The following is a 25,054-nucleotide window of genomic DNA, read 5'->3' as shown; positions in this document are numbered from 1 at the left end:
GCCAAGCGGAGCGCAGCGGGAATGCCTAGAATCCGCCCATGACAATCCTCGCCCGCCTGTTGCTGCTTCCCGCCCTGGTCACGACCAGCCTTGCCGCAACCGCCGCGCCGGTGCGTTACGCGCTGGATCCGGTGCACACGCGGGTGCTGTTCGCAGTCGAACATGCCGGGTTTTCCAAGGCGTTGGGCACCGTTTCCGGAAGTAGCGGCACGCTGGTCTTCGACCCGGACGACTGGGCCTCCGCACGGCTGGATGTCAGCGTGCCGCTGCACCGTGCCGACCTGGGCGATGCCAAGTGGAACGAGGCCACGCTGGCGCGCAACCTGCTCGACGCCGAGCGGTTTCCCGACGCGCATTTCGTCTCCACGCAGGTGGTCGCAAGCGGCGAAAACCACGCCAAGGTCACTGGAAATCTGACCCTGCATGGAGTCACCCGCCCGGTCACCCTCGATGTCACCCTCAACGCGCTCAAACGTCATCCGCTGCCGCCGTTCCGGCGCACTGCCGGTTTCTCGGCCACCGCCACGCTGAGCCGTGCCGAGTTCGGAATCGACGCGTGGAAGTCGATGATCGGCGACTCGGTGGAACTGCGCATCGAAGCCGAAGCCGTGCGCGAAGGCCGTGCCGAAGACGACGCACCGCAACCGCAGAACACACCCGCCGCCCCTGACGCTGCCACCAGCCCGGAATCCTGAGCATGAGCCTGAAGAACATCGAACGTTGGGGCGGTGTCAGCCAGACCCTGCATTGGCTGATCGCACTGCTGATTCTGGCGTTGGGCGTGGTTGGCCTGATCATGGGCGACCTGCCCAAGACCCCGAAATATTTCTGGGTCTACACCGCGCACAAGTCGGTGGGTCTGACCGTGCTGGCACTGGTGATCGTGCGGCTGGGCTGGCGCATCTATGCAGGCGCACCGCCGCCGGTAAGCGGCACGCCGCGCTGGCAGGAACGCATCGCCGGGCTTACCCATTGGCTGCTGTACGCCATGATCTTCGCCATGCCGCTGTCGGGCTGGCTGTACGACTCCACCAGCGGCCTGCGCCCGTTCCGTTGGTTCGGCTTGTTTGCCGTCCCCAAGCTCAGCCCGCCGGACGAACAACTGCGTGCCATTGCGCATTTCATCCACGAGTGGGGCTTCTGGTTGTTGATTGCGGTGGTGCTGGCGCATGCCGGCGCCGCGCTCTACCACCACCTGTTCCAGCGTGACGCCACCTTGGTGCGGATGTTGCCGCGCGGTTGGCTCTCTTCCAAAACCTAAAGGATTCCCCATGTCGTCCAGGTTGTTCGCCTCTCCCCTGCTGGTCGCCGCCTCACTGGTGGCCACGTTCGCTGCCGCCCCGGTCCTCGCTGCCGACTACGTCCAGGCGCCCGGTTCGTCGCTGGTGTTTGCCAGCAAGTACGACGACGAAGTCTTCACCGGCAAGTTCCCCGGTTTCGACACCACGCTGAGTTTCGATCCGGCCAATCTCGCCGGTGCCAAGCTCGACGTGCGCATCCCGCTGGCAGGTGCCGTCAGCGGCAATGGCGATCGTGATTCGACCCTGCAGGGGCCGGACTTCTTCAACGTGGCCAAGTTCGCCACCGCGCGCTACCGTGCCGACAAGTTCCGCGCACTCGGCGGCAACCAGTACGCCGCCGAAGGCACGCTGGAATTGCGCGGCATCAGCAAGCCGGTCACGCTGACCTTCACCTGGACACCCGGCGCACAGCCGGTGCTGGCCGGCAAGGCGGTGGTGAAGCGCCTGGACTTCGGCGTGGGCGGCGGCGACTGGGCCGACACCAAGACCATCCCCAACGAAACCGCGATCAGCACCAAGGTCGTGTTCAAGGCGAAGTAACGCCACCGGCCGCAACCGGACGCGGCCACTAAACGGCGGACTACCTCGTCGGGTCCGCCGTTTTTTTGTGTCTGGCGATTGGATGACACCGCGCGACAGTTAGACTCGGCACTCATCCAAAGGACGCCGACGATGCGCACACACGGAACGTTGACACGCTGGAATCCCGATCGCGGCTTCGGCTTCATTACCCCTGCTCAGCCGGGCGATGAGGTGTTCGTGCATATTTCCGCGTTTCCCAGAAGCGCAGATGCGCCGCGTATCGGCGAGCTGATTTCCTTCGAGATCGAACCAAGCAAGGATGGGCGACAGCAAGCGGTGCGCGTGATGCGCGCCGGAGCGCGTGCGCCCAAGCATGACGCGCCTGTGCGACGCAACACGGCACGCATGGCGCCGGCAAAAAGACAGATCGGGCTTGGAAAGGTCTTGCTCATGATGCTGGTGCTCGGTGGCGGGGCGTTCGCCTATCAGCAGCGCGATTACTTGATCGATGTATTCACCCCGGCATCGGCACTAGAACAAATGTCGTCGCCAACGCGGCCCGTAGCAACCACTCCTGCGTCTGCGCCCACCGCGCAATACAGCTGTGGCGGACGCATGCACTGCTCGCAGATGACCTCCTGCGACGATGCCACTTACGTGTTGCAGCATTGCCCAAATACCGAAATGGACGGCGACCACGATGGCGTGCCCTGCGAGCAGCAATGGTGCCGTTGAATCAATGCAGCTGACATTTTGAAGGGGTATCCGACAAAATGAGTTCGTTAGCCGGATCTTGTTGGATGCAGTCAAATGCCCAGGTCAAACGCTGAGTCGGTCGAGGGCGCGGTGCCCTCACCGCTCGCGGGACACGCCGCAAGTACGTCCATGTAGGCTCGGTGGCGGCGTCCATGCCGCCACACGGTCCCGCAATCGGCGAGGACACCGCACCAGACAGTTCATAGGTTGCTTTGTTCAAAAGCATGCACACCGATCAAGTCGACTGGTCCTTGCCCGCCCACCGTCGCGGGACCTTACGCGGCATGGATGCCGCGTAAGAGCCTACACGGACGTACTCGCGGCGTGTCCCGCGACGGTGGGCGGGCAAGGGCCCTGCAGCAAACCCGCAGATCGGCCGCACTGCAGCGAATGCCCAGATCATCCGCTTCGCACCAGACCAACGTGAAGTCGTTTTCAGCCGTTCCAAATCCACAATCTGGCGCGTATCGGGCGGGCACGGCGCCGCATCAGCGCGTGCCGGCATTCAACCACTCCCGCAAACGCCTGCTATCGAACGGCCACCCCAACTCGCGCCCAACCGCATCGCGCAGTACCGGTACGCGCTCGCCGTAAGCAGACTCAAGCGCCGCATCGCCATCGATAAACACGCTGCTGAATTCGCCCGCGCGCGTCTGCGCCAGCACCGCCACGGCCTGGTCGCACAGGTGGCAATCGTCGCGTTGGTACAGGATCAAAGCCATCGCAAAGCTCTCAATGCTGCGCTGCAGCCGTGCCGCAATCGCCGAAAGACTAGAATAGCCGCCTTTACGCTCACCTCTCCGGCAAGCATGGCTGTCAGCACGTTCGACCTGTTCGAGATTGGCATCGGTCCGAGTTCCTCCCACACCGTGGGGCCGATGCGCGCCGCCGAACGCTTCGTGCATCGCTGGCTGCTCGACGCCGGACGCCTGCAGGAGGTGGTGCGCATCCGCGCCGAGGTCTTCGGCTCGCTGGCGTTGACCGGTCGCGGCCATGGCACCGACAAGGCCGTGCTGCTCGGCCTGGAAGGCAACCGCCCCAACCTGATCGACCCTGACATCATCCCCGCCACGCTGGAGCGCATCCGCGCCAGCAAGCGCATCAATTTGATGGGCCAGCACACCATTGCCTTCGATGAAAAACGCGACCTGCCGATGAACAAACGGCAGAAGCTCCCATACCACACCAATGGCATGCGTTTCACCGCCTACGACGCCAATGACGCCGTGATCGCCACCCGCGATTACTACTCGGTCGGTGGCGGCTTTGTGGTCAACCAGGACGATGCCGCCGACGACCGCATCGTGGCCGACGAGACGCCGCTGCCCTACCCGTTCCTCAGTGGCGACGAACTGCTCGCGCAATGCGCACGCAGCGGTCTGAGCATCGCAGCACTGATGTTCGAAAACGAAAAGAGCTGGCGCAGCGAAGACGAAATTCACGCCGGCCTGCGCGAACTGTGGGCGGCGATGCAGTCGTGCGTGGAACGCGGCATTCGCCAGGAAGGCACGCTACCGGGTGGCCTGAACGTCTCGCGTCGCGCACCGGCGCTGTATCGCGAACTGTCGTCCAAACCGGAAGCGGCGATGCGCGATCCGTTGACCACGCTGGACTGGGTCAATCTGTACGCGCTCGCGGTCAACGAAGAAAACGCTGCTGGCGGCCGCGTCGTTACCGCACCCACCAACGGTGCGGCCGGCATCATTCCCTCGGTGCTGCATTACTTCGATCGCTTCTGCCCCGGCGCATCCGAGCAGCGCATCTTCGACTTCCTGCTCACCGCTGCGGCCATCGGCATTCTTTACAAGGAAAACGCCTCCATTTCCGGCGCCGAAGTCGGTTGCCAGGGCGAAGTGGGCGTGGCGTGTTCTATGGCCGCTGGCGGCCTGGTTGCCGCGCTCGGCGGCAACCCGGGACAGATCGAAAACGCTGCGGAAATCGGCATGGAACACAACCTCGGCCTGACCTGCGACCCGATCGGCGGCCTGGTGCAGATCCCGTGCATCGAACGTAATGCGATGGGCGCGGTGAAGGCGATCAATGCCAGCCGCATGGCCATGCGCGGCGACGGCAAGCACAAGGTCTCGCTGGACAAGGTCATCAAGACCATGCGCGACACCGGCCGCGACATGCAGGACAAGTACAAGGAAACCAGCCGCGGCGGCCTGGCAGTGAACGTCATCGAATGCTGAGCGGTGGCGGGTCCTGCTCGGCTGCATTGGCAGGCAACTGCGCGCGATCGGGAAGGCGCGCCTGAGTACGATGAGGCATTAGCTGCCATGCCTCATCGTCTGCAATAAGAGATTTGCGGCCACCCCGCGCGCCTGGCGCATCGCACCAGACATCAGACGCAGCGAACTGATCCGACACAGCAGGCGTTCCCGCACGCGGGTTGCCGTGTTGAACGCGATCACAACATGCACGCGTGTACCGTCTAAGGCTGAATTCCGACGGAGATCGCGATGCGACAGCTTGTCCGCACTCTCGCCCTGGCCCTGGCCTGCGGCCCATTGATGGCGCAGGAAACCAGCTATGGCCCGCGCCTGGAAGGCTTCGACTACCCGTATCCGGTCAAGACCTTCGCGTTCACTTCGCAACAGCAGCCGCTGGAAATGGCGTACCTGGATGTCGCACCCACCGGCAAGCCCAACGGACGCACCGCCGTGCTGCTGCATGGCAAGAACTTCTGCGCCGCCACCTGGGAGCAGACCATCGCCGCGTTGAGCAAGTCCGGCTACCGCGTCATCGCGCCGGACCAGGTGGGGTTTTGCAAATCCAGCAAGCCGGCGGCCTATCAATTTTCCTTCGCGCAACTGGCAGACAACACGCAGGCGCTACTGAAAAAATTGGGTATCGAACGTGCCGTGGTGGTCGGTCATTCGATGGGCGGCATGCTCGCCATCCGCTATGCGCTGATGTATCCGCAGGCCACCGAGCATCTGGCCCTGATCGACCCGATCGGCCTGGAAGACTGGAAGGCCGAAGGCATTCCGTGGCGCAGCGTCGATGCCTGGTACGACAACGAACTGAAGATCAGTTTCGAGCGGATCAAGAAGTATCAGATGGAGGTCTATTACGCCGGCCAATGGAAGCCCGAGTTCGAGCGCTGGGCGCGCATGCAGGCCGGCATGTCGCTGGGCAACGGCAAGCAGGCCGTCGCCTGGAACCAGGCACTGACCTACGACATGGTCTTCAACCAACCGGTGGTCTACGAACTGCCCAAGCTCGCGGTGCCGACCACGCTGTTCATCGGCCTCAAGGACCGCACCGCGATCGGCAAGGACACCGCGCCGCCCGAGGTCAAGGCACGCGTCGGCGATTACACCAAGCTGGGGAAACGTGCGGCCGAGGCGATTCCAAATGCGAAGCTGATCGAGTTCGCCGACCTCGGACATTCCCCTCAGGTGCAGGACCCGAAGCGCTTCAATGCTGCGTTATTGAAGGCGATTGCGCAGTAAGCGGCGGGCCGGCGGCACGGTGTCGCCTGACCTACGCTGATCTGAACGCCGCGGCTCGCTGACATGCGAGCTGCGGCTGGATGCGTATCTGATGCAGCATCTCTCAACACACGATTGCCAGGCAGTTGGCCTGCTGCAACCTGATCAAGCCAAAGGCTTGGCCTGTGCAATGCTTCAAACAACGAAGATTACTCGATCAACCCGCCACAATCCGCAGCACATCATCCAGCAACGCCGCCGCAGTCACTTCCGCACCCGCGCCCGGGCCCTGGATCAACAACGGCTGCTCGCGATAGCGATCGCTGCTGATCGCAACGCGGTTATCGGTGCCGGCACCACCGGCAAGCGGATGATCCAGAGCCAACTCGCGCAGGCCGACGCTGGCGCCATGCGCATCCACACGCCCCACGAAACGTAGGCAACGCCCTGCGGCACGCGCCTGCTGCCAACGCGCGCCCACGACCTCGTCCAGCGCGCCCAGCTGCGCATCCAAGGCGTCAAGCGGCAGCCGCGCAATGCTTGCGGGCACCAGCGATTCCACATGCACCTGCACGGCTTCCAGCTGCCAGCCCGCCGCGCGCGCCAGGATCAGCAACTTGCGCCGCACGTCCTCGCCGGACAGATCGATGCGCGGATCCGGCTCGGTGTAACCGGCCGCCATCGCCTCGCGCACGCAATCGGAAAACGCGCCGCTGCCGTCATAGCGATCAAACAGCCACGCCAACGATCCGGACAACACGCCTTCGATCGAATGGATATGATCGCCGCCCGCCACCAGCGCACGCACGCTGCTGAGCACGGGCAGCCCCGCGCCCACCGTCGCGCTATCGCCATAGTGGGCACCGCTGGCGTGACGCGCCGCGTGCAGCGCCTGCGCACGCGACAACGCGGTGCCCTGGCCCAACTTGTTGGCGGTGACCACATGCACACCACGCAACAGCCATTCCACATGCCAATCGGCCACCACGTCGCTGGCAGTGGCGTCCACCAGCACATCGCCGGCACGCAGCGCAGTGGTCTCGGCCCACGGCTGCAACACAGCCTGGCCGCGCGGCGCTGCATTGGCCTGCCGCAATGCCTGTTCCGCACTGGTGCCGCAGTCGTGGGCAATGCGCGAATTGGCCAGCCAATCGAAGCGCGGCAGGCGCAATTGACGTTCCTGCAGCGCGGTGTAGCGCGTCACGAACGCGCGCCCCACGGTGCCGGTGCCCAGCAAGGCCAGACGTGGCGTCGGTGTCACCGCGGCCGCCGACGCGCGACGCGAAGCAGGTAGCACAGTGCTCACGCGTCGACCTGTTTGCGGCTTGCGGTGGTCAGCGTCGCTTCGGCACGTGCCAGGCCGGCGCGCAGATCGATCAACAGATCTTCGGCCGATTCGATCCCGATCGACAACCGCAGCAGCCCGTCGGAAATCCCGGCCGCAGCGCGTGCTTCGGCGGTCATCGCCGCATGCGTCATCGATGCCGGATGCGCAATCAGGCTTTCCACACCGCCCAACGACTCGGCCAGCGTGAAGTAGCGCAAGCCATCGACAAACGCGCGCACTGCTGCTTCGCCACCTTCCAGCTCGAAGCTCATCATCGCGCCGAAGCCCTTCTGCTGGCGCGCCGCCAATGCATGGCCGGGGTGCGACGCCAGGCCGGGGAAATACACCTGATTGACCGCCGCATGCCCGTCCAACAGCTCGGCGATCGCGTCGGCATTTTCCTGATGCACGCGCAGACGCGCATCCAGCGTGCGCAAACCGCGCAGGGTGAGGAAGGCGTCGAACGGCGAACCGGTCAGGCCCAGCGCATTGGCCCACCACACCAGTTGCTGGTGCAGCTCCGCGTCGCGCGCAACGACCGCACCACCCACCACATCGCTGTGGCCGTTGATGTACTTGGTAGTGGAATGCAGCACCAGGTCCGCGCCGAATTCCAGCGGCTTTTGCAGTGCTGGCGACAGGAAGGTGTTGTCCACCACCGTCAACGCACCAACCTTCTTTGCCGCTTCGATGACGAAGCGCAGGTCGGTGATGCGCAGCAATGGATTGGACGGGGTTTCGATCAGCACCAGCTTGGGCGAGTGCGCCAGCGCATCGGCCAGCGAACGCGGGTCGGTCAGGTCGGCGGTGATCAGCGCGAAGTGGCCTTTCTTGGCCAGCGCATTGAACAGGCGCCAGCTGCCGCCGTAGGCATCGTGCGGCACCACCAACGTATCGCCCGGTTGCAGCAGCGCGTTGAGCACCAGATTGATCGCGCCCATGCCGGTGGAGGTGATCACCCCGCCGGCGCCGCCTTCCAGTTCGGCCAGCGCTTCGCCGAGCAGATCGCGGGTGGGATTGCCGCTGCGCGTGTAGTCGTACTGGCGCTTGTTGCCAAAACCATCGAAGGAAAAGTTCGACGACAGCACGATCGGCGGCGTTACCGCACCATAGGCAGTGTCGCGATCGATACCGGCGCGGACAGCGGCAGTGGTAGCGGTACAGGGGGCGTCGGTGGGGTCACGAAAGCTCATGCGGTTTCTCCGGTGATGCGAAGGGCAGTGGTGAGGATCGCGTCGATGCGATCGATTTCTTTCAAGAAGGCGTCATGGCCATACGGCGAGCGCAGCACGCGCAGACTGCCGCGCTGGCCCAAGCCTTCGACCAGCGTGACCAGGTCGGCCAGCGGCACCAGGCGGTCGCCCTCCACCGCAACGACGACGGTAGGCACGCGCACTTGCGCGGGGTCGATGCGGTGCAGGTCGATGGATTCGGACAACCGCAAATACGCGTTCACCGGTGTGCGCGCCACATATTGCGCACCAGCGGCATCCAGATAGTCTTCGGCCGCCACACGCACGCGGCCATTGATCACTTCCGGCGGCGCGTCGAAGCGCTCGCTGAATTCTTCCGGCGTACGGTAGCTGAGCATGGCGAACTGGCGTGCCAGTGCAAGCCCATGATTTTCTGCGCATTGCAGCTGGCCCAGCGCCACCGCGCGGCGCTGCAGTGCGCGCCATGCCGCAGCATACGGATGCGCGCGATGCGCACCGCTCACTGCGACCAACGTACCGACGCGGGCGGCATGGCGGGTGGCGAACTGCAGACCGACCAGGGCGCCATACGAGTAACCGACAAAACCATGCAGGCGCGCGATGCCCAATGCATCCAGGAGCGCGGCGATCGCATCGGCCTGGTCGGCGGTATCGATCGGCGCATCCAGCGTGCCGTCGGCGCCGAGAAAGTCGAATGCCAACAGCCGGCGCGATGCAGGATCCAACGCGCGGCCCGTACCAACCAGGCCATCCACCCAGCCCTTCTCGGGAAACAAGCCGCTGGCGGCCAGATGGCGGTGCGCAGAAATTCCGCCGGCCACGAACACCACGGGCGCATTGGCCGCGCCAACCAGCTCATAGCGCAACCGCAGCTCGCGCATGCCGGCATGCCGCATCGGCAGCGCGATGACAAGATCGCCGCGCACGGCAATCAAGCCGTCATCGGTGGCGGCGGGCGTATAGGCGTAGTCGGTAGTAGAGGGCGATGCTGTATTCACGAGGCTCATGGCGATATCCGGGGTGGATCGGCCATCGAGCTTCGCGGGAGCTCGCGTTCGACGTGCACAAGGCACAAATCGAACCATCTTTCGGCGGACGCGCAGGTCCCCGCAGGATTTGGCACCAAACGCGGGCGCTTGCGCGCTCCGCTGGCTGCCCCGGCATCAAAGGGCCTGTCCCTCCGCCGGTCTCGATGGTGAGGCTACGATGCCACCGCCTTTTTGCGATGTCAATCTCTTCATGCGGATGGAAAGATATATTTTCATCCGATACCACTGCCCCCCATGATGGGCCGCATACTTGAGGTCTTTCCCGTTCGAGCCAATCGCGTGCCCCACCAGGTGTCTCGCGCCGCCCTGCGCGTCCTTGCATCGGTCTTAATGACCCTGCTGCTGGCCTGCGCTGCACCTGCCAGCGCCCAGCAGCGCTGGCACTGGCCCGGCGCTGCGGCGGCAACCGGGCCTGCAACTTCGGCAACCCCGTCTGTACTCGACGCCGGCGACACAGGCCCATTGCTGCAGCTCGAATGGCAGGCGCCGGCCTATCTGACCTGGGTCAGCAACCCGCTGGCCGGACCTGCGCAGGTGCGACTGAACGCACCGCCCAGCGAGGATTACCGCGCCGTGCCGCAACTACCGTTGACGGTAGAACTGGCCGCGCACGAACGCCGCCTGCTCGCCCGGCTGTATCCGGCCAGCAACCAGCGCACCCTGGGCGGGCTTGGACTCAAGCTCGACATCGTGCCCGGCGCCCCACAGGCACGCGCCCAGCCCGTGCGCTACCAATTACCGTTCCGCGATGTGCCGGTGCAGGTAGACCAGGGCTTCGGTGGGCACTTCAGCCACACCGATGCGCCCAACTGGTATGCGGTGGACTTCGCGCTGCCGCACGGCACGCCGGTGCTGGCAGCGCGCGAAGGAGTGGTCATGCAGGTGCAGCGCGACAGCACCGAAGACGGCCCGCATGGCCCGGCGGCCGGCGGCGGCAACCTGGTGCGGGTGCTGCATGCCGACGGCAGCATGGCGGTGTACGCGCACCTGGCACCCGATGGCGTGGCAGTGCGTGCCGGCCAGGTGGTGGCTGCCGGCGAGCGGCTGGGCAGCTCGGGCAACACCGGTTTCAGCACCGCCCCGCACCTGCATTTCGCGCTTCAGCGCAATGCCGGGATGCAGCTGATCTCGCTGCCGTTCCGGATGATGGGCCCGCAAGGCGAGCTGCAGTTTCCATCGCCGGCGCCCTGACCCGCAGGCGCCAGGATGGTGGCGTCGCCAGAGCCGACTGGCTCGACCCGGTCATGAAAGGCGTGCCGGAGCGAAGCCGCTATAATCACCGGCTTACTCAGTTTCCGCAGGCGTCCGACCGGGCGCGCTCAGCCCATGTCCGACGTCTCCAACGAAGCCGCGCGCCGCCGCACCTTCGCCATCATTTCCCACCCCGATGCGGGCAAGACCACGCTGACCGAAAAGCTGTTGCTGTTCGGCGGTGCGATCCAGATGGCCGGCTCGGTCAAGGGCCGCAAGGCCGCCCGCCATGCCACCTCGGACTGGATGGCGCTGGAAAAGGAGCGCGGCATCTCGGTGACCTCCTCGGTGATGCAGTTCCCGTACGAGGGCAAGGTGATCAATCTGCTCGATACCCCCGGCCACGCCGACTTCGGCGAGGACACCTATCGGGTGCTGACCGCGGTGGACTCGGCGCTGATGGTCATCGACGTGGCCAAGGGCGTGGAAGAGCGCACCATCAAATTGATGGAAGTCTGCCGGCTGCGCGACACCCCCATCATGACCTTCATCAACAAGCTCGATCGCGAGGGCAAGGACCCGATCGACCTGCTGGATGAAGTGGAAACCGTGCTGGGCATCCAGTGCGCGCCGGTGACCTGGCCGATCGGCATGGGCCAGCGCCTGAAGGGCGTGGTGCATCTGATCACCGGCGAGGTGCACCTGTACGAACAGGGCCGCAACTTCACCCGCCAGGATTCGACCATCTTTCCGTCGGTGGATGCGCCGGGTCTGGTCGAGAAGATCGGCACGCAGATGCTGGCCGAGCTGCGCGACGAACTAGACCTGGTGCAAGGCGCCAGCAATCCATTCGATCTGCAGGCGTATCGCGCCGGCAAGCAGACCCCGGTGTTCTTCGGTTCGGGCGTCAACAACTTCGGCGTGCAACCGCTGCTCGATTTCTTCATCGAACACGCACCGCCGCCGCAGGCACGCGACACCACCGGCCGTCGCGTCGAGGCCACCGAAGCCAAGCTCAGTGGCTTCGTCTTCAAGATCCAGGCCAACATGGACCCGCAACATCGCGACCGCGTCGCCTTCATGCGCGTGTGCTCGGGCAAGTTCACTGCCGGCATGAAGACCCTGCACGTGCGCAGCGGCAAGGACGTTAAGTTGGCCAACGCGCTGACCTTCATGGCCTCCGATCGCGAGATCGCTGCCGAAGCCTGGCCGGGCGATGTCATCGGTATCCATAACCACGGCACCATCTCCATCGGCGACACCTTTACCGAGGGCGAATCGCTGTCGTTTACCGGCATCCCCAACTTCGCACCGGAGCTGTTCCGCCGCGCGCGCCTGCGCGACCCGCTCAAGCTCAAGCAGCTGCAAAAGGGTCTGGCGCAGCTATCCGAAGAAGGCGCCACGCAGTTCTTCCGCCCGCTGATGAGCAACGATCTGATCCTCGGTGCGGTGGGCGTGCTGCAGTTCGACGTGGTGGCCTACCGGCTCAAGGACGAATACGGCGTGGATGCGATCTTCGAGCCGGTCGGCGTCACCACCGCGCGCTGGGTGCATTGCGACAACCCGAAGAAGCTGGAAGAGTTCCGCGAGAAAAATGCCGGCAATCTGGGCATCGATGCGGCCGGCCAGTTGGTCTATCTGGCACCGACCCGGGTGAATCTGCAGCTGGCCCAGGAACGCGCACCGGACGTGCGCTTTTCCGCAACGCGCGAACACGCGCATGCCAAGGCGATCGATTGACCGCTGCTTGAACCGACGCATGAAAATGCAACTGCTGGCGATGCGAATTGCTCGCAGTTACGGTACATTTTTGGCATGAACGCAGACGCCTCCCCCTCGACCGACCTGCGCGACGAGATAGCCAGTGCCGTGACCCACGGCCTTGGCGCAATTGCCGCATTGGCCGGCGGTTCGGTGCTGATCACGCTGGCCGCCATTTATGGCGACGGCTGGCAGTTGGCCACTTCCATTGTCTTCAGCGCCACCCTGGTGCTGCTCTACGTCGCCTCTACCTTGTTCCATGCCATCCCGCATCCGGGTGCCAAAGCACGGCTGCAGATACTGGATCACTGCGCGATCTATCTATTGATCGCCGGCACCTATACGCCGTTTACGCTGATCAATCTGCGCGACTCGTGGGGTTGGGGATTGTTCGCCGCCATCTGGACGATTGCCGCCGCCGGGGTGATCTTCAAACTGTTTTTCACCGGACGCTTTCGCTTGCTGTCCACGGTGCTGTATCTGGCGATGGGCTGGCTGATCCTGGTCGCGATCCAGCCCCTGTTACGCTCGGTCGATACCTGGTCGCTGTGCTGGCTACTGGCCGGCGGGCTCTTCTATACCTTGGGTACGTATTTCTATCAGCGCGACACCCAACGCTATTTCCATGCGATCTGGCATCTGTTCGTGCTTGCCGGCAGCGCTTGCCACTTTGTCGCGGTGATCGCGCAAGTGGTGTGATCTGCGCAGGTGCTGTGATGGACGATTGATGGCGCGTTCGCGCGCCGTGCACGAGGCATCGCCAACCATGGCCCGCGTGAACACTGTGACCAACACCTCTGCTACGCCCCCTCCCCGCACATCACGTCGTCGACGCTGGTTGATCGGGTTCGGCATCGTCGCCGTCCTTGTGGTGATCTTCGTGCTGCTGTTCGAGTGGAACTGGCTACGTGGCCCGGTCGAGCGCGTGGTCAGTGCCAAGACCGGTCGCGAATTTCATCTGGGCTATCTGGATGTAAAACTGGGCCGCACCACCACCGTGCGTGGTAACCGGCTGAGCATGGCCAATGCGCAGTGGTCCAAGCGCGGCCCGATGGCCGAACTGAATTCGGCCGAGATCGATGTCGAGTTGTGGCCATTGCTGCGCGGCAATGTGCGCTTGCCGGAAATTCGCCTGGATCACCCGAAGGTACTGCTGGAAGCGGGCGACGACACGCATCCGGGCAACTGGGTGTTCGATCAGGACGATGGCGACGGCACGCTGCCACGGCTTGGGCGCCTGCTGGTCCACAACGGGCGGCTGCAATATATCGATGCCGCCAACCGCTCGGATGTGGATGTGGCGATCAACAGTCTCGCACCGCCCAGCAGCGATCAGCGTGCAGCACCGATCGGCATCGACGGCAAAGGCCGCTGGAAGGGCTACCCCTTCACGCTCAAGGGCGACACCGCTTCGCCGCTGGAGCTGAGCCAGAGCGAGCATCCCTTCCGCATCGATCTACGCGGCAGCGCTGGCGCCACCCGTACGCACGTCCGCGGCACGCTGACGAATCCCTTCCAGTTCCAGGTCTTCGATCTGCAGATGGCGCTCAGTGGGCAGGACATGCAGGACCTGTATCCCTTGACCGGCGTCGCCATGCCGTCGACGCCGCCGTACAAACTCGACGGACATCTGCGCCGCAACGGCGAGATCTGGCGCTACGAAAAGTTCACCGGCACCGCTGGCGACAGCGATCTTGCCGGCACTGCCGAAGTGGATCTACGCAACAAGCGTCCGTTCCTGCGCGCGGATCTGGCCTCGAAACGCCTGGATTTCGACGATCTGGCTGGCTTCATCGGCGCGCCACCAAAGACCGGCACGAATGAATCGGCAAATGCCGAACAGAAAAAACAGGCTGCACAACTTGCCGCCAGTGCGCGTGTATTGCCCAGCACGCCCTATGACTTGTCCAAACTACGCGCGATGGATGCGCAGGTGCGTTGGCGCGCACAGCGCATCAACGCACCATCGTGGCCGCTGGACGACATGGATGCCTCGCTGACGTTGAAGGACGGCCTGTTGCAACTAGACCCGCTCAACTTCGGCGTTGCCGGCGGCGATATCCGCTCCACCATCCGCATGGATGCGCGCAACGAAGTGATCACCACGCAACTCAAGGCCGGCCTTCGCGGTATTCGGCTGGATCAGCTATTCCCCGACACCGCGCTCGCAAAACAAGCCTCGGGCGCCATCGGTGGCGAGTTCGATTTGCGTGGTCGCGGCAACTCGATCGCCGCGATGCTCGGCAGCGCCGATGGCACGATCGGCGTTGGCATGGGCCGGGGTCATGTGGGCAATCTGATCATGGAGCTGGCCGGCCTGGACATTGCCGAGTCGCTCAAATATCTGTTCACCAAGGATCGTCAGATTCCGGTGCGCTGCATCTTCGGCGACTTCGGTGTGCAAGACGGCCTGATGCAATCGCGCGCCCTGGCCTTCGATAGCACCGACACCATCATCATTGGCGAAGGCAGCATCAGCCTCAAAGACGAAACGCTGGATCTGCTGCTTCGTCCGCGTCCGAAGGACCGCAGCATTCTCAGCCTGCGCTCGCCGCTGCGAATCGGAGGCACCTTCAAAGACCCCAGCTTCCGGCCGGACTTCAAAGCATTGGGACTACGCGGCGCGCTTGCCGTCGGCCTGGGCATGATCGCCCCGCCCGCAGCATTGCTCGCGACCTTCGAACCGGGCCCCGGCAAGGACAGCGACTGCGGCGGCAAGTTCGCAAAGTAGCCCAACTGCGCGACTTGAAGTGGCTAACAAAACAGCTCGAGCGCTGTAGCGAGTTGGGCAAAATCTTGGCCGCAATCGCCTTCGTCAACGAGTGAAGTGTCGGAAATAGCAGTGAAGTCGGTCGAATCGAACTGAGCTGATCAGACAGCACCATCATCGGTCGCACGCGCGGCGTGCACTATTCGACCACGCACACCGACCATCTCCGCTGGCCCTTGCCCGCCCACCGTCGCGGGACCTTACGCGGCATGGATGCCGCGTAAGAGCCTTATCTGTTCGGAATCTGGCAGTTTAGGTGTCGAGAGCCGGCGTGGGCCACCGTGAGAGCCTGGATCTCAGCGATCGCCGTGTAGCTTGGTACCCACGCCGGATTCTCCCTTGATTCGCCCGAACAGTTGCCCGAGGTGACACTCGAAACGATAAGACTGGGCAAGCGAGGGAGCTCTCGACATTTCTAGCCTAGCGGAGATTTCCCATGAGCGGAATCGGGATCGATGTGTGCAAACACTCTCTTGACGTTGCGGTTTTCGAGGCCAGACCCGTCAGTTCACCAACACCGCAGGCGGTCATCGGAAGCTTGTCGATTGGCTGAATACGCTGTCGGTGCGGCAAGTGGTGCTGGAGGCGACCGGGGGCTACGAGCTGGCAGCGCTGGATGCCTTGCATCACGCCGCATTGCCGGTGGCGCGCGTCAATGCGCAACGGGCACGCAACTTGGCCAACGGTTTGGGACTGGCCAAGACCGACCGGCTGGACGCCGCCATGTTGGCCTGCATGGCCGAGAAGATGGAGCTCCATCAGTATGTTCCACTGGAACCATGGCAGCGCGATCTGGGCGAGTATGTGCGTGCCCGTCGGCAACTGGTGGATCTGTTGAAAACAGCAAGGCAGCAGCTGCAGCAGGTTGCGGAAAAAGCGCTGCGCAAGCTGCTGCAGGGCAACGTGAACCAGCTTGTGCGCAGTGTGGCGCGGTTAGACAAACTGATCGCCGGGCAGCTGAAGACGCTACTCACCGAGCAACCGCACCTGGCTGCGTTGAAGACGCTCAAAGGGGTCGGTCCGGTGCTGCTGGCCGTGCTGGCGTGCCGGTTACCAGAGCTTGGGACGCTCAGCGGAAAGCAGATATCCCGATTGGTTGGCGTTGCCCCGCTCTCGCGCGACAGCGGCGCGATGCGAGGTAAACGGGGGATTGGCGGAGGCCGAGCCGACATCCGACAGGCGCTGTATATGGCGGCCATGTCCTCAGCTCGGCACGAGCCACGTCTGCGCGATTTTTACAGAGCGCTGCGGGCACGCGGCAAGGAGGGCAAGGTCGCCCTTGTGGCGGTGATGCGCAAGATGCTGGTGATCCTCAATGCGCGCGTGCGCGATGAAAGAGCCGCCATGCAGCCCGCCTGAGCGCATTTGACGGCCATGCGCAAACGCAAAAGCGTGCCGGCCAGCGGCCGGCACCTACCGATGGACGCACCCGAAGGAAACCGATCGAAGGCCGCGAATCGGGGTCCTGATCAACACAGTTGCTACACGGACGTACTTGCGGCGTGTCCCGCGAGGGTGGGCGGGCAAGGGCCCCGCAGCCAAGCCGCAAATCAGCCGATCAAGAACCGACCCATCCGCACAGTTCAATCCCCTAGCAAGACGGCCAAGAGCTTCGGTGCAGTTGAATGTTCCCAAACCAAGCGGATTGCGGGCGTGATGCTCTCACCGCTTCGGAACACCCTGTGCATCCATCCATGGAGCTCCGTAAAGGCATTCATGCCGCCACAAGGTACCGCAAGCGCTGAGAACATCGCACCTTGCAATGTGCACGTGTGCAACCAAAAAGCCGGCCGCACCAACCTAACGGTGGGCGCAGTAAATTTGTAGCCACTCTTGGCTGCAAGGCTTCAGCCAGCGCGGCGTTAGCTGGCGATATAACGCTGCAACTGATCGATATCGCGCTGCTGGTTCTCGATCACCGCCTTGACCAGATCGCCGATGGAAATCACCCCGTGCACGCGTCCGTTTTCGACCACCGGCAGATGCCGGAAGCGTCCATCGGTCATCAATTGCATGCAACGCTCCACCGTGTCCGATGGCGATACTGTCACCACTTCGGTGCTCATGATCTCGGCAACGCTGGTGGTCGATGAGGCCCGATCGCGCAATACCACTTTGCGCGCGTAATCGCGCTCGGAGACGATGCCAATCAGGCGCGACCCGTCCATCACCAACACCGCACCGATGCCCTTCTCGGCCATCAAGCGGATCGCCTCGATCACTGCGGCATCGGCCGCAACAGCAAATACCTCAACCTGCTTGGTCCCCAACAGCTGTCGTACGGTCTGCATGGCCCGCTCCGCGCTTGGTCTGGTGATCGCAGACTACTCCCACCGCGCCGCAGTGGGTATCGACCAGATACAGCGGGCGCTGCTTGGCCTCGTCATATAACCGGCCCAGGTATTCACCGATCAAGCCCAACGCAATCAGCTGGATCCCGCCCAGAAACAGGATCACCGACATCATGGTCGGCCAACCCGCCACCGGGTCGCCCAGCAAGGCCGCCTTGATCACTACCCAGCCACCGAACAGGAACGCCACCAACGCGGTCAGCAAACCGAGATAGGTCGCCGCGCGCAACGGCACCGTGGAAAAACTGGTGATGCCATCCAGCGCGAAATTCCATAACCGCCACACCGTGAACTTGCTGCGCCCCGACAGCCGCGGCGCACGACGGTACGGCAACGCCACCTGGCGAAACCCGACCCAGCCGAACAGGCCTTTCATGAAACGGTGGCGCTCGCGCAGCTGCTGCAAGGCATGCACCACACGCGGCGACAACAATCGGAAATCCCCGGTATCAGCCGGAATCGGCGTGCGCGACAACTGCCGGATCACCCGATAGAACGCATGCGCCGCACTGCGCTTCAACCAGCTCTCGCCCTCGCGGAAAATCCGCGTGCCGAAGATGTTGTCGTAACCGGCACGCCACAGCGCAACGAACTCCGGGATCAACTCCGGCGGGTCCTGCCCATCGGCATCGAGCAGCACCACCGCACCGGGCAATACATGATCCAGCCCCGCAGAAATGGCCACTTCCTTGCCGAAATTGCGCGACAACCGCACCGCACTCACCTGCGCATCGGCCTCGGCAAGTGCCTGCAACACAGTCCAGGTGCCATCGCTGCTGCCATCGTCGATATACAGCACGTGCGTGTGCAATCCGCTCAATCCCGCGAGCACCGCGCACAGACGCGGATGCAGCAACGGAATGCTGGTTTCTTCGTTGTAGGCCGCAATCACCACCGTGAGGCGATCTGCTGCAGCCGGCAGTTGCGCTGTTTCTAACGCGCTCATGCTCATGGCGCCTGCAGATACGCAGGACCGCCCAACTGGCGCGCCTGCCGCTGGATCCACGCGGTGCGCCGCTGCACATAGGCCCCGGGGCGCCGTGCGTCATAGCGACGTGGCGAGGGCAGCACCGCCGCCAGACGCGCCGATTCGGTCGGCGACAACCCTGCCGCATCCTTGCCCCAGAACTGCCGGGCAGCGGCCTGCGCGCCATACACCCCATCGCCGAATTCGGCCACGTTGAGATACATCTCCAGAATGCGCTGCTTCGGCCACAACAGCTCGATCAGCACCGTGTACCAGGCCTCCAGGCCCTTGCGCACCCAACTGCGGCCCTGCCACAGAAACACGTTCTTGGCGGCCTGCTGACTGATCGTGCTCGCCCCACGCACGCGCCCACCGCGCGCATTGTGATCGCGCGCCTTCTCAATGGCCTGCAGATCGAAACCGTGATGTATTGGAAACTGCTGATCCTCCGCAGCCACCACCGAAATCGGCAGGCTGGCCGCGATCTTGTCGTAGTCGCGCCATTGTTGATGCAGCGAAAAATTCCAGTCGCCTTCGCCCCAGGCTTCCAGATACCGCCCCACCATCATGCTACTGATCGGCGGATCGACCAGCCGCAGCACCAGCACCTGCACCACGCTCGCGGCGGCGAACAACAACGGTGCCGCCAACACCCAGCGCCGAGCGCGCCGCGGTGGCGCTACCTGCTTGTCATCCAATGCATCCGTCCCCATTGTTTGCTACGACCTATTCATCCCGATTCCTGCCGCATTATCCGGCAACTGGCGTCCCCTACGTCCGATGTTCCCATGACCGATCACGATCAGCTTTCCCGTTTCCTGCTGCCTGCCGCCGGCGTGCGCGGCGTCCACGTGCGCCTGACCCAGGCCTGGCACGACATCCAGGGCGCGGCCGAGTACCCGCCTTCCGCACGCCAGTTGCTCGGCGAAGCGGCGGTCGCCGCGGCATTGTTCACCGGCCATACCAAGGTCGACGGGCGTCTGTCGGTACAGCTGCGCGGCAATGAAACACTGCGCACCTTGTTCGCCGAATGCACCGCGGGAGGCACCTTGCGCGGCATCGTGCAACTGGCCGACGGCGCCGATGCACCCGCCGACCTGCGCGAACTGGGCGAGGCCGCACTACTGGCGATCACCATCGAAAATCCCGGCCTGGACCCGCGCGAACCGCAGCGCTACCAGAGCCTGGTCGGCATGCAGGCCCCGGATCTGGCCGAAGCCTTCGAGACCTATTTCCACCAGTCCGAACAGTTGCCGACCCGCCTGCTGCTGGCCGCAGGCCTGGACCAAGCCGCCGGACTGTTGCTGCAAAAACTGCCCGGCGACGAGGGCGACAACGACGGCTGGACCCGCATCGGCGCGCTGTTCGACACCCTGGGCGCCCCGGAACTGCTATCAGTGGCCGCCGAAGACCTGCTGCACCGCCTGTTCCACGAAGAAGACCTGCAGTTGCTGGGCAATAAGCCGCTCAGCTTCGGCTGCTCCTGCTCGCGCGAGCGGGTCGCCTCGATGCTGCAATCCCTGGGCGAAGAAGAAGCCCGCGCAGCGGCGGAGGCGACCGGCGAAGTCGAGGTGCGCTGCGAGTTCTGCGGGCGTGAGTATCACTTTCCGTTGACCGCGCTGGACGTACTTTTCAGCGCAGCGCAACCCTCTCAGGAAGCGCCGGAAAGGTTGCAGTAGAAAGGTTTGACTGACGCGTTCTGGGGAACGCGCCCACTTGTTAAATAATCATAAACACCCTAGCATTCTCGTCGCCCGCTCTCGGGAACTTAACAACTGCCCCTGGGTCTGAACTCTGGTATGCGACACTTCCTGCGCCTTCCGCTCGCTTTGCTGGTTGCCCTTGCGGCAGCCACGGGTGTGCACGCGCAGTCGGCAGCCTCCCAGCAGTTGCGCGAGAGCACGATCCTGCCGGTGTGGAACAAGGGTAGCGGCAAGGTGGAAGCCTTTCTGTACCTTGAGCCGACCGGTGAGCAGAAGGCCGGCGCACGCTGGCACTTCGGTCGCAATTCGCTGGATGCGGCCTTCGGCCTGACCTCGGGCGATTCGCTGGGCCTGATCTGCAACAGCAGCCGCGGCACCAACATCAACGGTCTGGCCAGCCATTGCCTGCTTGCCGGCATCGGCGACGAAGAAGACGACAGCGCTGCCGCATCGCGCCGGGTCTCGGCGACGCTGGGTTTCAATCGCGCTGGCGCACGTGCAGGCGTCACCGCCGGCACCGGCCGCGACACCTTGCCCGCCTGGTTGATCGGCGCCGGCAAGGCACCGTTGACCCGCGTCGAACAGAACGACCTGACCGTGTTCGGCCAGAAGAACATCGGCCGCGAAGGCTTCGTCTCGATCGGCGGCACCTATGCCCGCGCGCGGCTGGTGCCGCTGGCCGACGTCTCCCCGGCCATCGCTGACCAGTGGGACACCAAGACCCTCAGCGTCGGCGGCGGCTATGGTGCCTTCAGCGCCAATGTCATCGGCCGCGTGGTCGACGTTCCCGGCCAGCCGGAAAAATGGGAAGGCCTGGGCCTCGGTCTGACCTGGCGCACTCCCTGGAGCGGGCAGTTGACAGTCGGCGCGGAAAATGTCATCTCCCGCGGCAAAAATCCCTTCGCCCCGAACAACGAAAGCAACAACGACGGCACGATTCCGTACGTTCGGTACGAACAAGACCTGTAAGCCACTGATTCAAAAGTACTTTCCCAGAACGCCACCGGTTCGTCGCCGGTGGCGTTTTTCGTTCTGGATGCTGTCGCGCGTCTCTGTTTCACGTCTTTCTTCTTTTTCGTTAACGGGACTTTAATTCTTCGCGCAACGCATATACCATCGGTTCACCCTGACGTTTTGGATCCGCTTCTTTCGGAACCCCCGACAGGCAAACAACCCTTGGCAGTACCCAAGATCACTTGGAGAGAGAGCTAATGAATTGCAAGTCCAACAAGCTGCGCGATGCAGTTGTCCTCGCGCTTGTCGTGGGCGTGGCCGGTATCGGTACCGCCGTCGCGCAGGAAGCCGGCACCACCAACCTCGACAAGATCGAAGTGACCGGTTCGCGCATCAAGAGCGCAGACGTTGAAACCTCGCAGCCGGTTCTGACGTTGACTCGCCAGGACATCGATAAGCAGGGCGTCACCTCTGTTGCAGATGTGCTGCAGCGTGTCGCGGCCAACGGCGCAGCCCTGAATCGCACCTTCAACAACGGCGGCGACGGCAGTTCCGGCATTGCGCTGCGCAACCTGGGCAGCGCGCGTACGCTGGTATTGGTCAACGGCCGCCGCTGGACCACCGGCCTGGACGGCAGCGTCGACCTCAACACCATTCCGACTGCGATGGTCGAGCGCATTGACATCCTGAAGGATGGCGCTTCCACGATTTACGGTTCCGACGCCATTGCCGGCGTGGTGAATATCATTACCCGCAAGAACTTCGACGGCGCCGAAGCTGGCGTCAACGTCGGTCAGTACAGCGATGGCGACGGCCAGCGTCAGGCATACGACTTCACCATCGGCACCACCACCGATCGCGCAAGCCTGTTGATCGGCGCTTCCTATGTCCAGGAAGAGTCGGTGATGGCGGGCGATCGGGAGATCTCTGCCGGCGGCCCGCCGTTCTTCAGCGGCCAGAGCGGCACCGGCTTCCCGGGTTCGTATATCCGGAATGGCTCACGCAACATTCTGATCAATGGCGTCGAAACTCCGTACGTTGCCAATGTTCACGGTTACAACACTGCACCGGACAACTATCTGCTCACTCCGCAGGAGCGCACCTCGCTGTTTGCCCAAGGTAGCTTCAACTTCACCGACAACGTGACGTTCCGCACCGAGGCGATGTACAACGAGCGCAAGTCTGAGCAGCTGCTCGCAGCAATGCCAATCACTGGCCTGACGCTCAGTGCAGATAGTCTTTACAACCCGTTTGGTCAGGATCTGACCGGCGTCAATCGTCGCTTCATCGAGTCCGGTGGCCGCTCTTTCAATCAGAATGTGAAGAACTGGCACTTCTATGGTGGCCTTGAAGGCTTCTTTGAATTTGCCGATCGCAGCTTCGACTGGGACGTGGGCTATCGCTACGACAAGTCGGATGAAAATGTCCTGACCTATGGCTTGTTCAACCTGTCCAATCTAAACAATGCCTACGGGCCGTCTGAGCTGCGCAATGGCGTGCCGGTCTGCGTTTCCGGTCCGGGCGGCGACGTGATTCCGGGCTGCGTGCCGGTCAATCCACTGGGACCGCGCGGCTCGATCACTCAGGATGCGCTGGATTACACCAGTTTCACTGCGCATGATTCGTCGATGGTCGAATCGAAGGGTTATACCGCAAACATCAGCGGCGATATCGTAGACCTGCCGGCAGGCCCGCTGGCCTTCGCTGCTGGCTACGAATACCGTAAGGAAAGTGGCCAGTTCGATCCGGACGCCTTCATTGCCGCAGGCCTGAGTACGGGCAATGGCGCGCGCCCGACGGCCGGCTCCTACAGCCTCGACGAGTTCTACCTGGAACTGTCGGTTCCGGTCCTGGCTGACCTGCCGGGTGCCCAGCTGCTGGACTTCAGCCTTGCTACCCGCTACTCGGATTACAGCAATTTCGGTGACACCGTGAACAACAAGTTCGGTTTCCGCTGGAAACCCATCCAGGACTTGATGATCCGCGGTAACTACAGCGAAGGCTTCCGTGCCCCGAGCATCAACAATCTGTTCGCAGGCAATTCCGATTCGTTCGAGACCTACGCCGATCCGTGCTCGAGCCAGTCCGGCCAGCTGAGCAACCCGGTGGTGGCGCAGAACTGTGCAGCGGCAGGCGTGCCTGCGAACTTCGTGCAGCCTGGTGCAGGCAATGGTGCCAAGCAGACCCTTGAGCCGTTCACCTGGACCTCCAACGATCAGCTGCAGCCTGAAACTTCGACCAGCCGCACGCTGGGCTTTGTGTTCAGTCCGAGCTTCGCGCAAGGCCTGAATGTGAGCCTGGATTGGTGGCAGATCGAGATCGAAAACGCGATCACACGTCCGGAATCCCAGTTCATCCTGGACAAGTGCTATGGCGGCAGTGCGGGTGAGCAGGCCGAGTACTGCGCGCTCATCACGCGCGACCCGAACTATGCCGATGGCGCTTACACCGTCACCAACATCAACATGCCACTGTTGAATTTGTCGTCGTACAAGGTGGAAGGTTGGGATCTGGCCATCAATTACCGCTTGCCGGAAACGGCATTCGGCCAGTTCACCATCAGCTGGGATTCGACTTATCTGTCGAGCTGGGAAACCAAGGCAACTGCCGATTCCGAACTCGAACAGTTCCAGGGTCGTTACCTGAACCAGGATCCTTACTGGCGCATCCGTTCCAACCTGTATGTCGACTGGTCGTTGGGTGACTTCGGTATCAACTGGGGCCTGCGTTACAAGTCCGGTATGGCGGAGTCCTGCCCCTTGTCAGCGGCATTGGCGCAGGCTTACTGCTCCGATCCTGATCGTGTCACGGCCGATGGTGCTGAACCGCGCAACCACATTGGCGCGACGACGTATCACGACATCCAGTTCCGTTACAGCACGCCTTGGAATGCGACCGTATCGCTTGGCTTGAACAACGCGTTCGACAAGGATCCGCCGGTTTCGTACAGCACGTCGGCCAACAGGTTCGACCCGCAGTACGACGTGCCGGGCCGCTATATGTACATGCAGTACCGTCAGCGCTTCTGATCGAAGCGGCTGATAAAACCAGCTGCGTAAAGTAACTACGGCCCCAATCGGGGCCGTAGTCATGTCTGGATTTCAAGAAGCGAGCAACTCGCTATCTACTGTTTAGCTCACCCAGGAATCAACGTCTGAATCACATGCTCGACGTAGGCTTCGAAGTCTTCGCGGGCCTGCTTGGGTTGCTGTAGTTGCAGCGACAGCTGCAGGAAACCGACATAGGCGGCATAGGCCAGGCGGGCGCGGTGTTGGGCGTCGGTGCGGGTGAGGCCGGCCTGGCGGAACGAGGCGATCAGGTAGTCGAGGCGGCGTTGCGAGACGCGGTCGATGACCGGGCGCACGGCCGGATGGTCGAGTGCCTTGAGCAGTTCGCTGTAGATGACATGCGGTTTGACTTCGTGCGCGACCAGTTGAAACAGTGCGCGTAAGCGTGCGCTGGGATCCGGAACGTCTTCTAGGCTGCCGAACACTTCTTTTTGCTCGAAGATCTCCCAGCGTTCGAGGGCTGCCTGCAGCAGCGCGTCGCGCGAGGGAAAGTGCCAGTAGAAGCTGCCCTTGGTGACGCCGAGTCGGCGCGCCAGTGGTTCTACGGCGACTGCACCGACACCTTGTTCGGCGATCAGGTCCAGCGCGGCCTGTGCCCAGTCGTCTGCGCTGAGGCGCTGACCGCGACCGGAACTGGCGCGGGGCGTGGTGGGGCTGGAATCGGTGGTGTCGTTCATTGTGAC

General features: G+C 63.3%; 21 protein-coding genes, 1 pseudogene and 1 riboswitch. Of the genes and pseudogenes, 14 read left to right on the top strand and 8 right to left on the bottom strand.

The window, feature by feature from the left end; all coding sequences use genetic code 11:
• Nucleotides 1–38: 38 nt before the first annotated feature.
• The 4 genes from NDY25_RS17765 to NDY25_RS17750 all read left to right on the top strand — a co-directional run bounded on the left by NDY25_RS17765 (nt 39) and on the right by NDY25_RS17750 (nt 2,558).
• A complete protein-coding gene (locus NDY25_RS17765) occupies nt 39–695 on the top strand; it encodes a YceI family protein (RefSeq protein WP_168959336.1) in 657 nt (218 codons plus the stop codon).
• A 2-nt stretch (nt 696–697) separates the two neighbouring features.
• Nucleotides 698–1,261, top strand: coding sequence for a cytochrome b (locus tag NDY25_RS17760; protein ID WP_115040636.1), 564 nt, complete (start codon nt 698–700; stop codon nt 1,259–1,261).
• A 10-nt stretch (nt 1,262–1,271) separates the two neighbouring features.
• A complete protein-coding gene (locus NDY25_RS17755) occupies nt 1,272–1,841 on the top strand; it encodes a YceI family protein (RefSeq protein WP_168959337.1) in 570 nt (189 codons plus the stop codon).
• A 78-nt stretch (nt 1,842–1,919) separates the two neighbouring features.
• Nucleotides 1,920–2,558: a cold shock domain-containing protein gene (locus tag NDY25_RS17750; protein WP_306308868.1), complete on the top strand. Its 639-nt coding sequence runs from the start codon at nt 1,920–1,922 to the stop codon at nt 2,556–2,558.
• Between the two features lie 509 nt (nt 2,559–3,067).
• On the opposite strand, the gene NDY25_RS17745 is transcribed toward NDY25_RS17750, so the two are convergent.
• Entirely contained in the window at nt 3,068–3,301 is a 234-nt protein-coding gene (locus tag NDY25_RS17745; protein ID WP_168959338.1) for a glutaredoxin family protein, read from the bottom strand.
• 87 nt (nt 3,302–3,388) lie between these two features.
• Between NDY25_RS17745 and NDY25_RS17740 the strand changes: the two genes are divergently transcribed.
• Both NDY25_RS17740 and NDY25_RS17735 read left to right on the top strand, forming a co-directional pair.
• Complete coding sequence (locus NDY25_RS17740; RefSeq protein WP_251755119.1) at nt 3,389–4,771, top strand: L-serine ammonia-lyase; 1,383 nt, start codon at nt 3,389–3,391, stop codon at nt 4,769–4,771.
• Nucleotides 4,772–5,041: 270 nt separating this feature from the next.
• Complete coding sequence (locus tag NDY25_RS17735; protein ID WP_168959341.1) at nt 5,042–6,037, top strand: alpha/beta fold hydrolase; 996 nt, start codon at nt 5,042–5,044, stop codon at nt 6,035–6,037.
• A 196-nt stretch (nt 6,038–6,233) separates the two neighbouring features.
• Here NDY25_RS17735 and NDY25_RS17730 read toward each other — a convergent pair whose 3' ends face one another.
• Genes NDY25_RS17730 through metX form a run of 3 tightly spaced genes read right to left on the bottom strand, consistent with a single transcriptional unit; the run spans nt 6,234 to nt 9,564 of the window.
• Nucleotides 6,234–7,322, bottom strand: a complete 1,089-nt coding sequence (locus NDY25_RS17730; protein WP_168959342.1) for a homoserine dehydrogenase family protein — start codon at nt 7,320–7,322, stop codon at nt 6,234–6,236.
• Nucleotides 7,319–8,536: an O-succinylhomoserine (thiol)-lyase gene (locus NDY25_RS17725; RefSeq protein ID WP_168959343.1), complete on the bottom strand. Its 1,218-nt coding sequence runs from the start codon at nt 8,534–8,536 to the stop codon at nt 7,319–7,321. The genes NDY25_RS17730 and NDY25_RS17725 overlap by 4 nt, the downstream gene beginning before the upstream one ends.
• Complete coding sequence (gene metX / locus NDY25_RS17720) at nt 8,533–9,564, bottom strand: homoserine O-succinyltransferase MetX (RefSeq protein ID WP_168959344.1); 1,032 nt, start codon at nt 9,562–9,564, stop codon at nt 8,533–8,535. Before metX ends, NDY25_RS17725 begins: the two co-directional genes overlap by 4 nt.
• A gap of 71 nt (nt 9,565–9,635) precedes the next feature.
• Nucleotides 9,636–9,756: riboswitch (SAM riboswitch) on the bottom strand.
• A gap of 129 nt (nt 9,757–9,885) precedes the next feature.
• On the opposite strand from metX, the gene NDY25_RS17715 reads away from it, so the two are divergent.
• The 5 genes and pseudogenes from NDY25_RS17715 to NDY25_RS17695 all read left to right on the top strand — a co-directional run bounded on the left by NDY25_RS17715 (nt 9,886) and on the right by NDY25_RS17695 (nt 16,687).
• A complete protein-coding gene (locus tag NDY25_RS17715; RefSeq protein ID WP_180336585.1) occupies nt 9,886–10,797 on the top strand; it encodes a M23 family metallopeptidase in 912 nt (303 codons plus the stop codon).
• A gap of 135 nt (nt 10,798–10,932) precedes the next feature.
• On the top strand, nt 10,933–12,537 hold the full coding sequence (locus tag NDY25_RS17710) for a peptide chain release factor 3 (protein ID WP_168959346.1): 1,605 nt from the start codon (nt 10,933–10,935) through the stop codon (nt 12,535–12,537).
• Nucleotides 12,538–12,612: 75 nt separating this feature from the next.
• Nucleotides 12,613–13,257 carry a PAQR family membrane homeostasis protein TrhA gene (gene trhA / locus NDY25_RS17705; protein ID WP_023904694.1) on the top strand — a complete coding sequence of 215 codons (645 nt, stop codon included), beginning with the start codon at nt 12,613–12,615 and terminating at the stop codon, nt 13,255–13,257.
• Nucleotides 13,258–13,324: 67 nt separating this feature from the next.
• Nucleotides 13,325–15,289, top strand: a complete 1,965-nt coding sequence (locus NDY25_RS17700) for an AsmA family protein (protein WP_168959351.1) — start codon at nt 13,325–13,327, stop codon at nt 15,287–15,289.
• Nucleotides 15,290–15,764: 475 nt separating this feature from the next.
• Nucleotides 15,765–16,687: pseudogene (locus NDY25_RS17695) on the top strand (IS110 family RNA-guided transposase).
• Nucleotides 16,688–17,190: 503 nt separating this feature from the next.
• On the opposite strand, the gene NDY25_RS17690 reads toward NDY25_RS17695, so the two are convergent.
• From NDY25_RS17690 to mtgA, 3 genes are read right to left on the bottom strand one after another with little or no spacing between them, the layout of a single operon-like run.
• Nucleotides 17,191–17,619 carry a CBS domain-containing protein gene (locus NDY25_RS17690; protein WP_168958207.1) on the bottom strand — a complete coding sequence of 143 codons (429 nt, stop codon included), beginning with the start codon at nt 17,617–17,619 and terminating at the stop codon, nt 17,191–17,193.
• Nucleotides 17,579–18,625 (bottom strand): glycosyltransferase family 2 protein, encoded by a 1,047-nt coding sequence (locus tag NDY25_RS17685; RefSeq protein ID WP_168958206.1) that lies wholly within the window; start codon nt 18,623–18,625, stop codon nt 17,579–17,581. Before NDY25_RS17685 ends, NDY25_RS17690 begins: the two co-directional genes overlap by 41 nt.
• 2 nt (nt 18,626–18,627) lie before the next feature.
• Entirely contained in the window at nt 18,628–19,359 is a 732-nt protein-coding gene (mtgA, locus tag NDY25_RS17680; RefSeq protein WP_168958205.1) for a monofunctional biosynthetic peptidoglycan transglycosylase, read from the bottom strand.
• A gap of 75 nt (nt 19,360–19,434) precedes the next feature.
• On the opposite strand from mtgA, the gene hslO reads away from it, so the two are divergent.
• The 3 genes from hslO to NDY25_RS17665 all read left to right on the top strand — a co-directional run bounded on the left by hslO (nt 19,435) and on the right by NDY25_RS17665 (nt 24,332).
• Nucleotides 19,435–20,325: an Hsp33 family molecular chaperone HslO gene (gene hslO, locus NDY25_RS17675; RefSeq protein WP_256627607.1), complete on the top strand. Its 891-nt coding sequence runs from the start codon at nt 19,435–19,437 to the stop codon at nt 20,323–20,325.
• A gap of 153 nt (nt 20,326–20,478) precedes the next feature.
• On the top strand, nt 20,479–21,318 hold the full coding sequence (locus tag NDY25_RS17670) for an XOO1806 family protein (protein ID WP_043889850.1): 840 nt from the start codon (nt 20,479–20,481) through the stop codon (nt 21,316–21,318).
• Nucleotides 21,319–21,560: 242 nt separating this feature from the next.
• Nucleotides 21,561–24,332 carry a TonB-dependent receptor gene (locus NDY25_RS17665; protein ID WP_168958202.1) on the top strand — a complete coding sequence of 924 codons (2,772 nt, stop codon included), beginning with the start codon at nt 21,561–21,563 and terminating at the stop codon, nt 24,330–24,332.
• A 107-nt stretch (nt 24,333–24,439) separates the two neighbouring features.
• On the opposite strand, the gene NDY25_RS17660 is transcribed toward NDY25_RS17665, so the two are convergent.
• On the bottom strand, nt 24,440–25,048 hold the full coding sequence (locus NDY25_RS17660; protein ID WP_006452679.1) for a TetR/AcrR family transcriptional regulator: 609 nt from the start codon (nt 25,046–25,048) through the stop codon (nt 24,440–24,442).
• Nucleotides 25,049–25,054 lie beyond the last annotated feature (6 nt).

The organism is Xanthomonas hortorum pv. pelargonii, assembly GCF_024499015.1.
Taxonomy (GTDB): Bacteria; Pseudomonadota; Gammaproteobacteria; order Xanthomonadales; family Xanthomonadaceae; genus Xanthomonas; species Xanthomonas hortorum_B.
The sequence above is the reverse complement of the archived record's forward strand: the minus strand, read 5'-3'. Positions and strand labels throughout refer to the sequence as shown.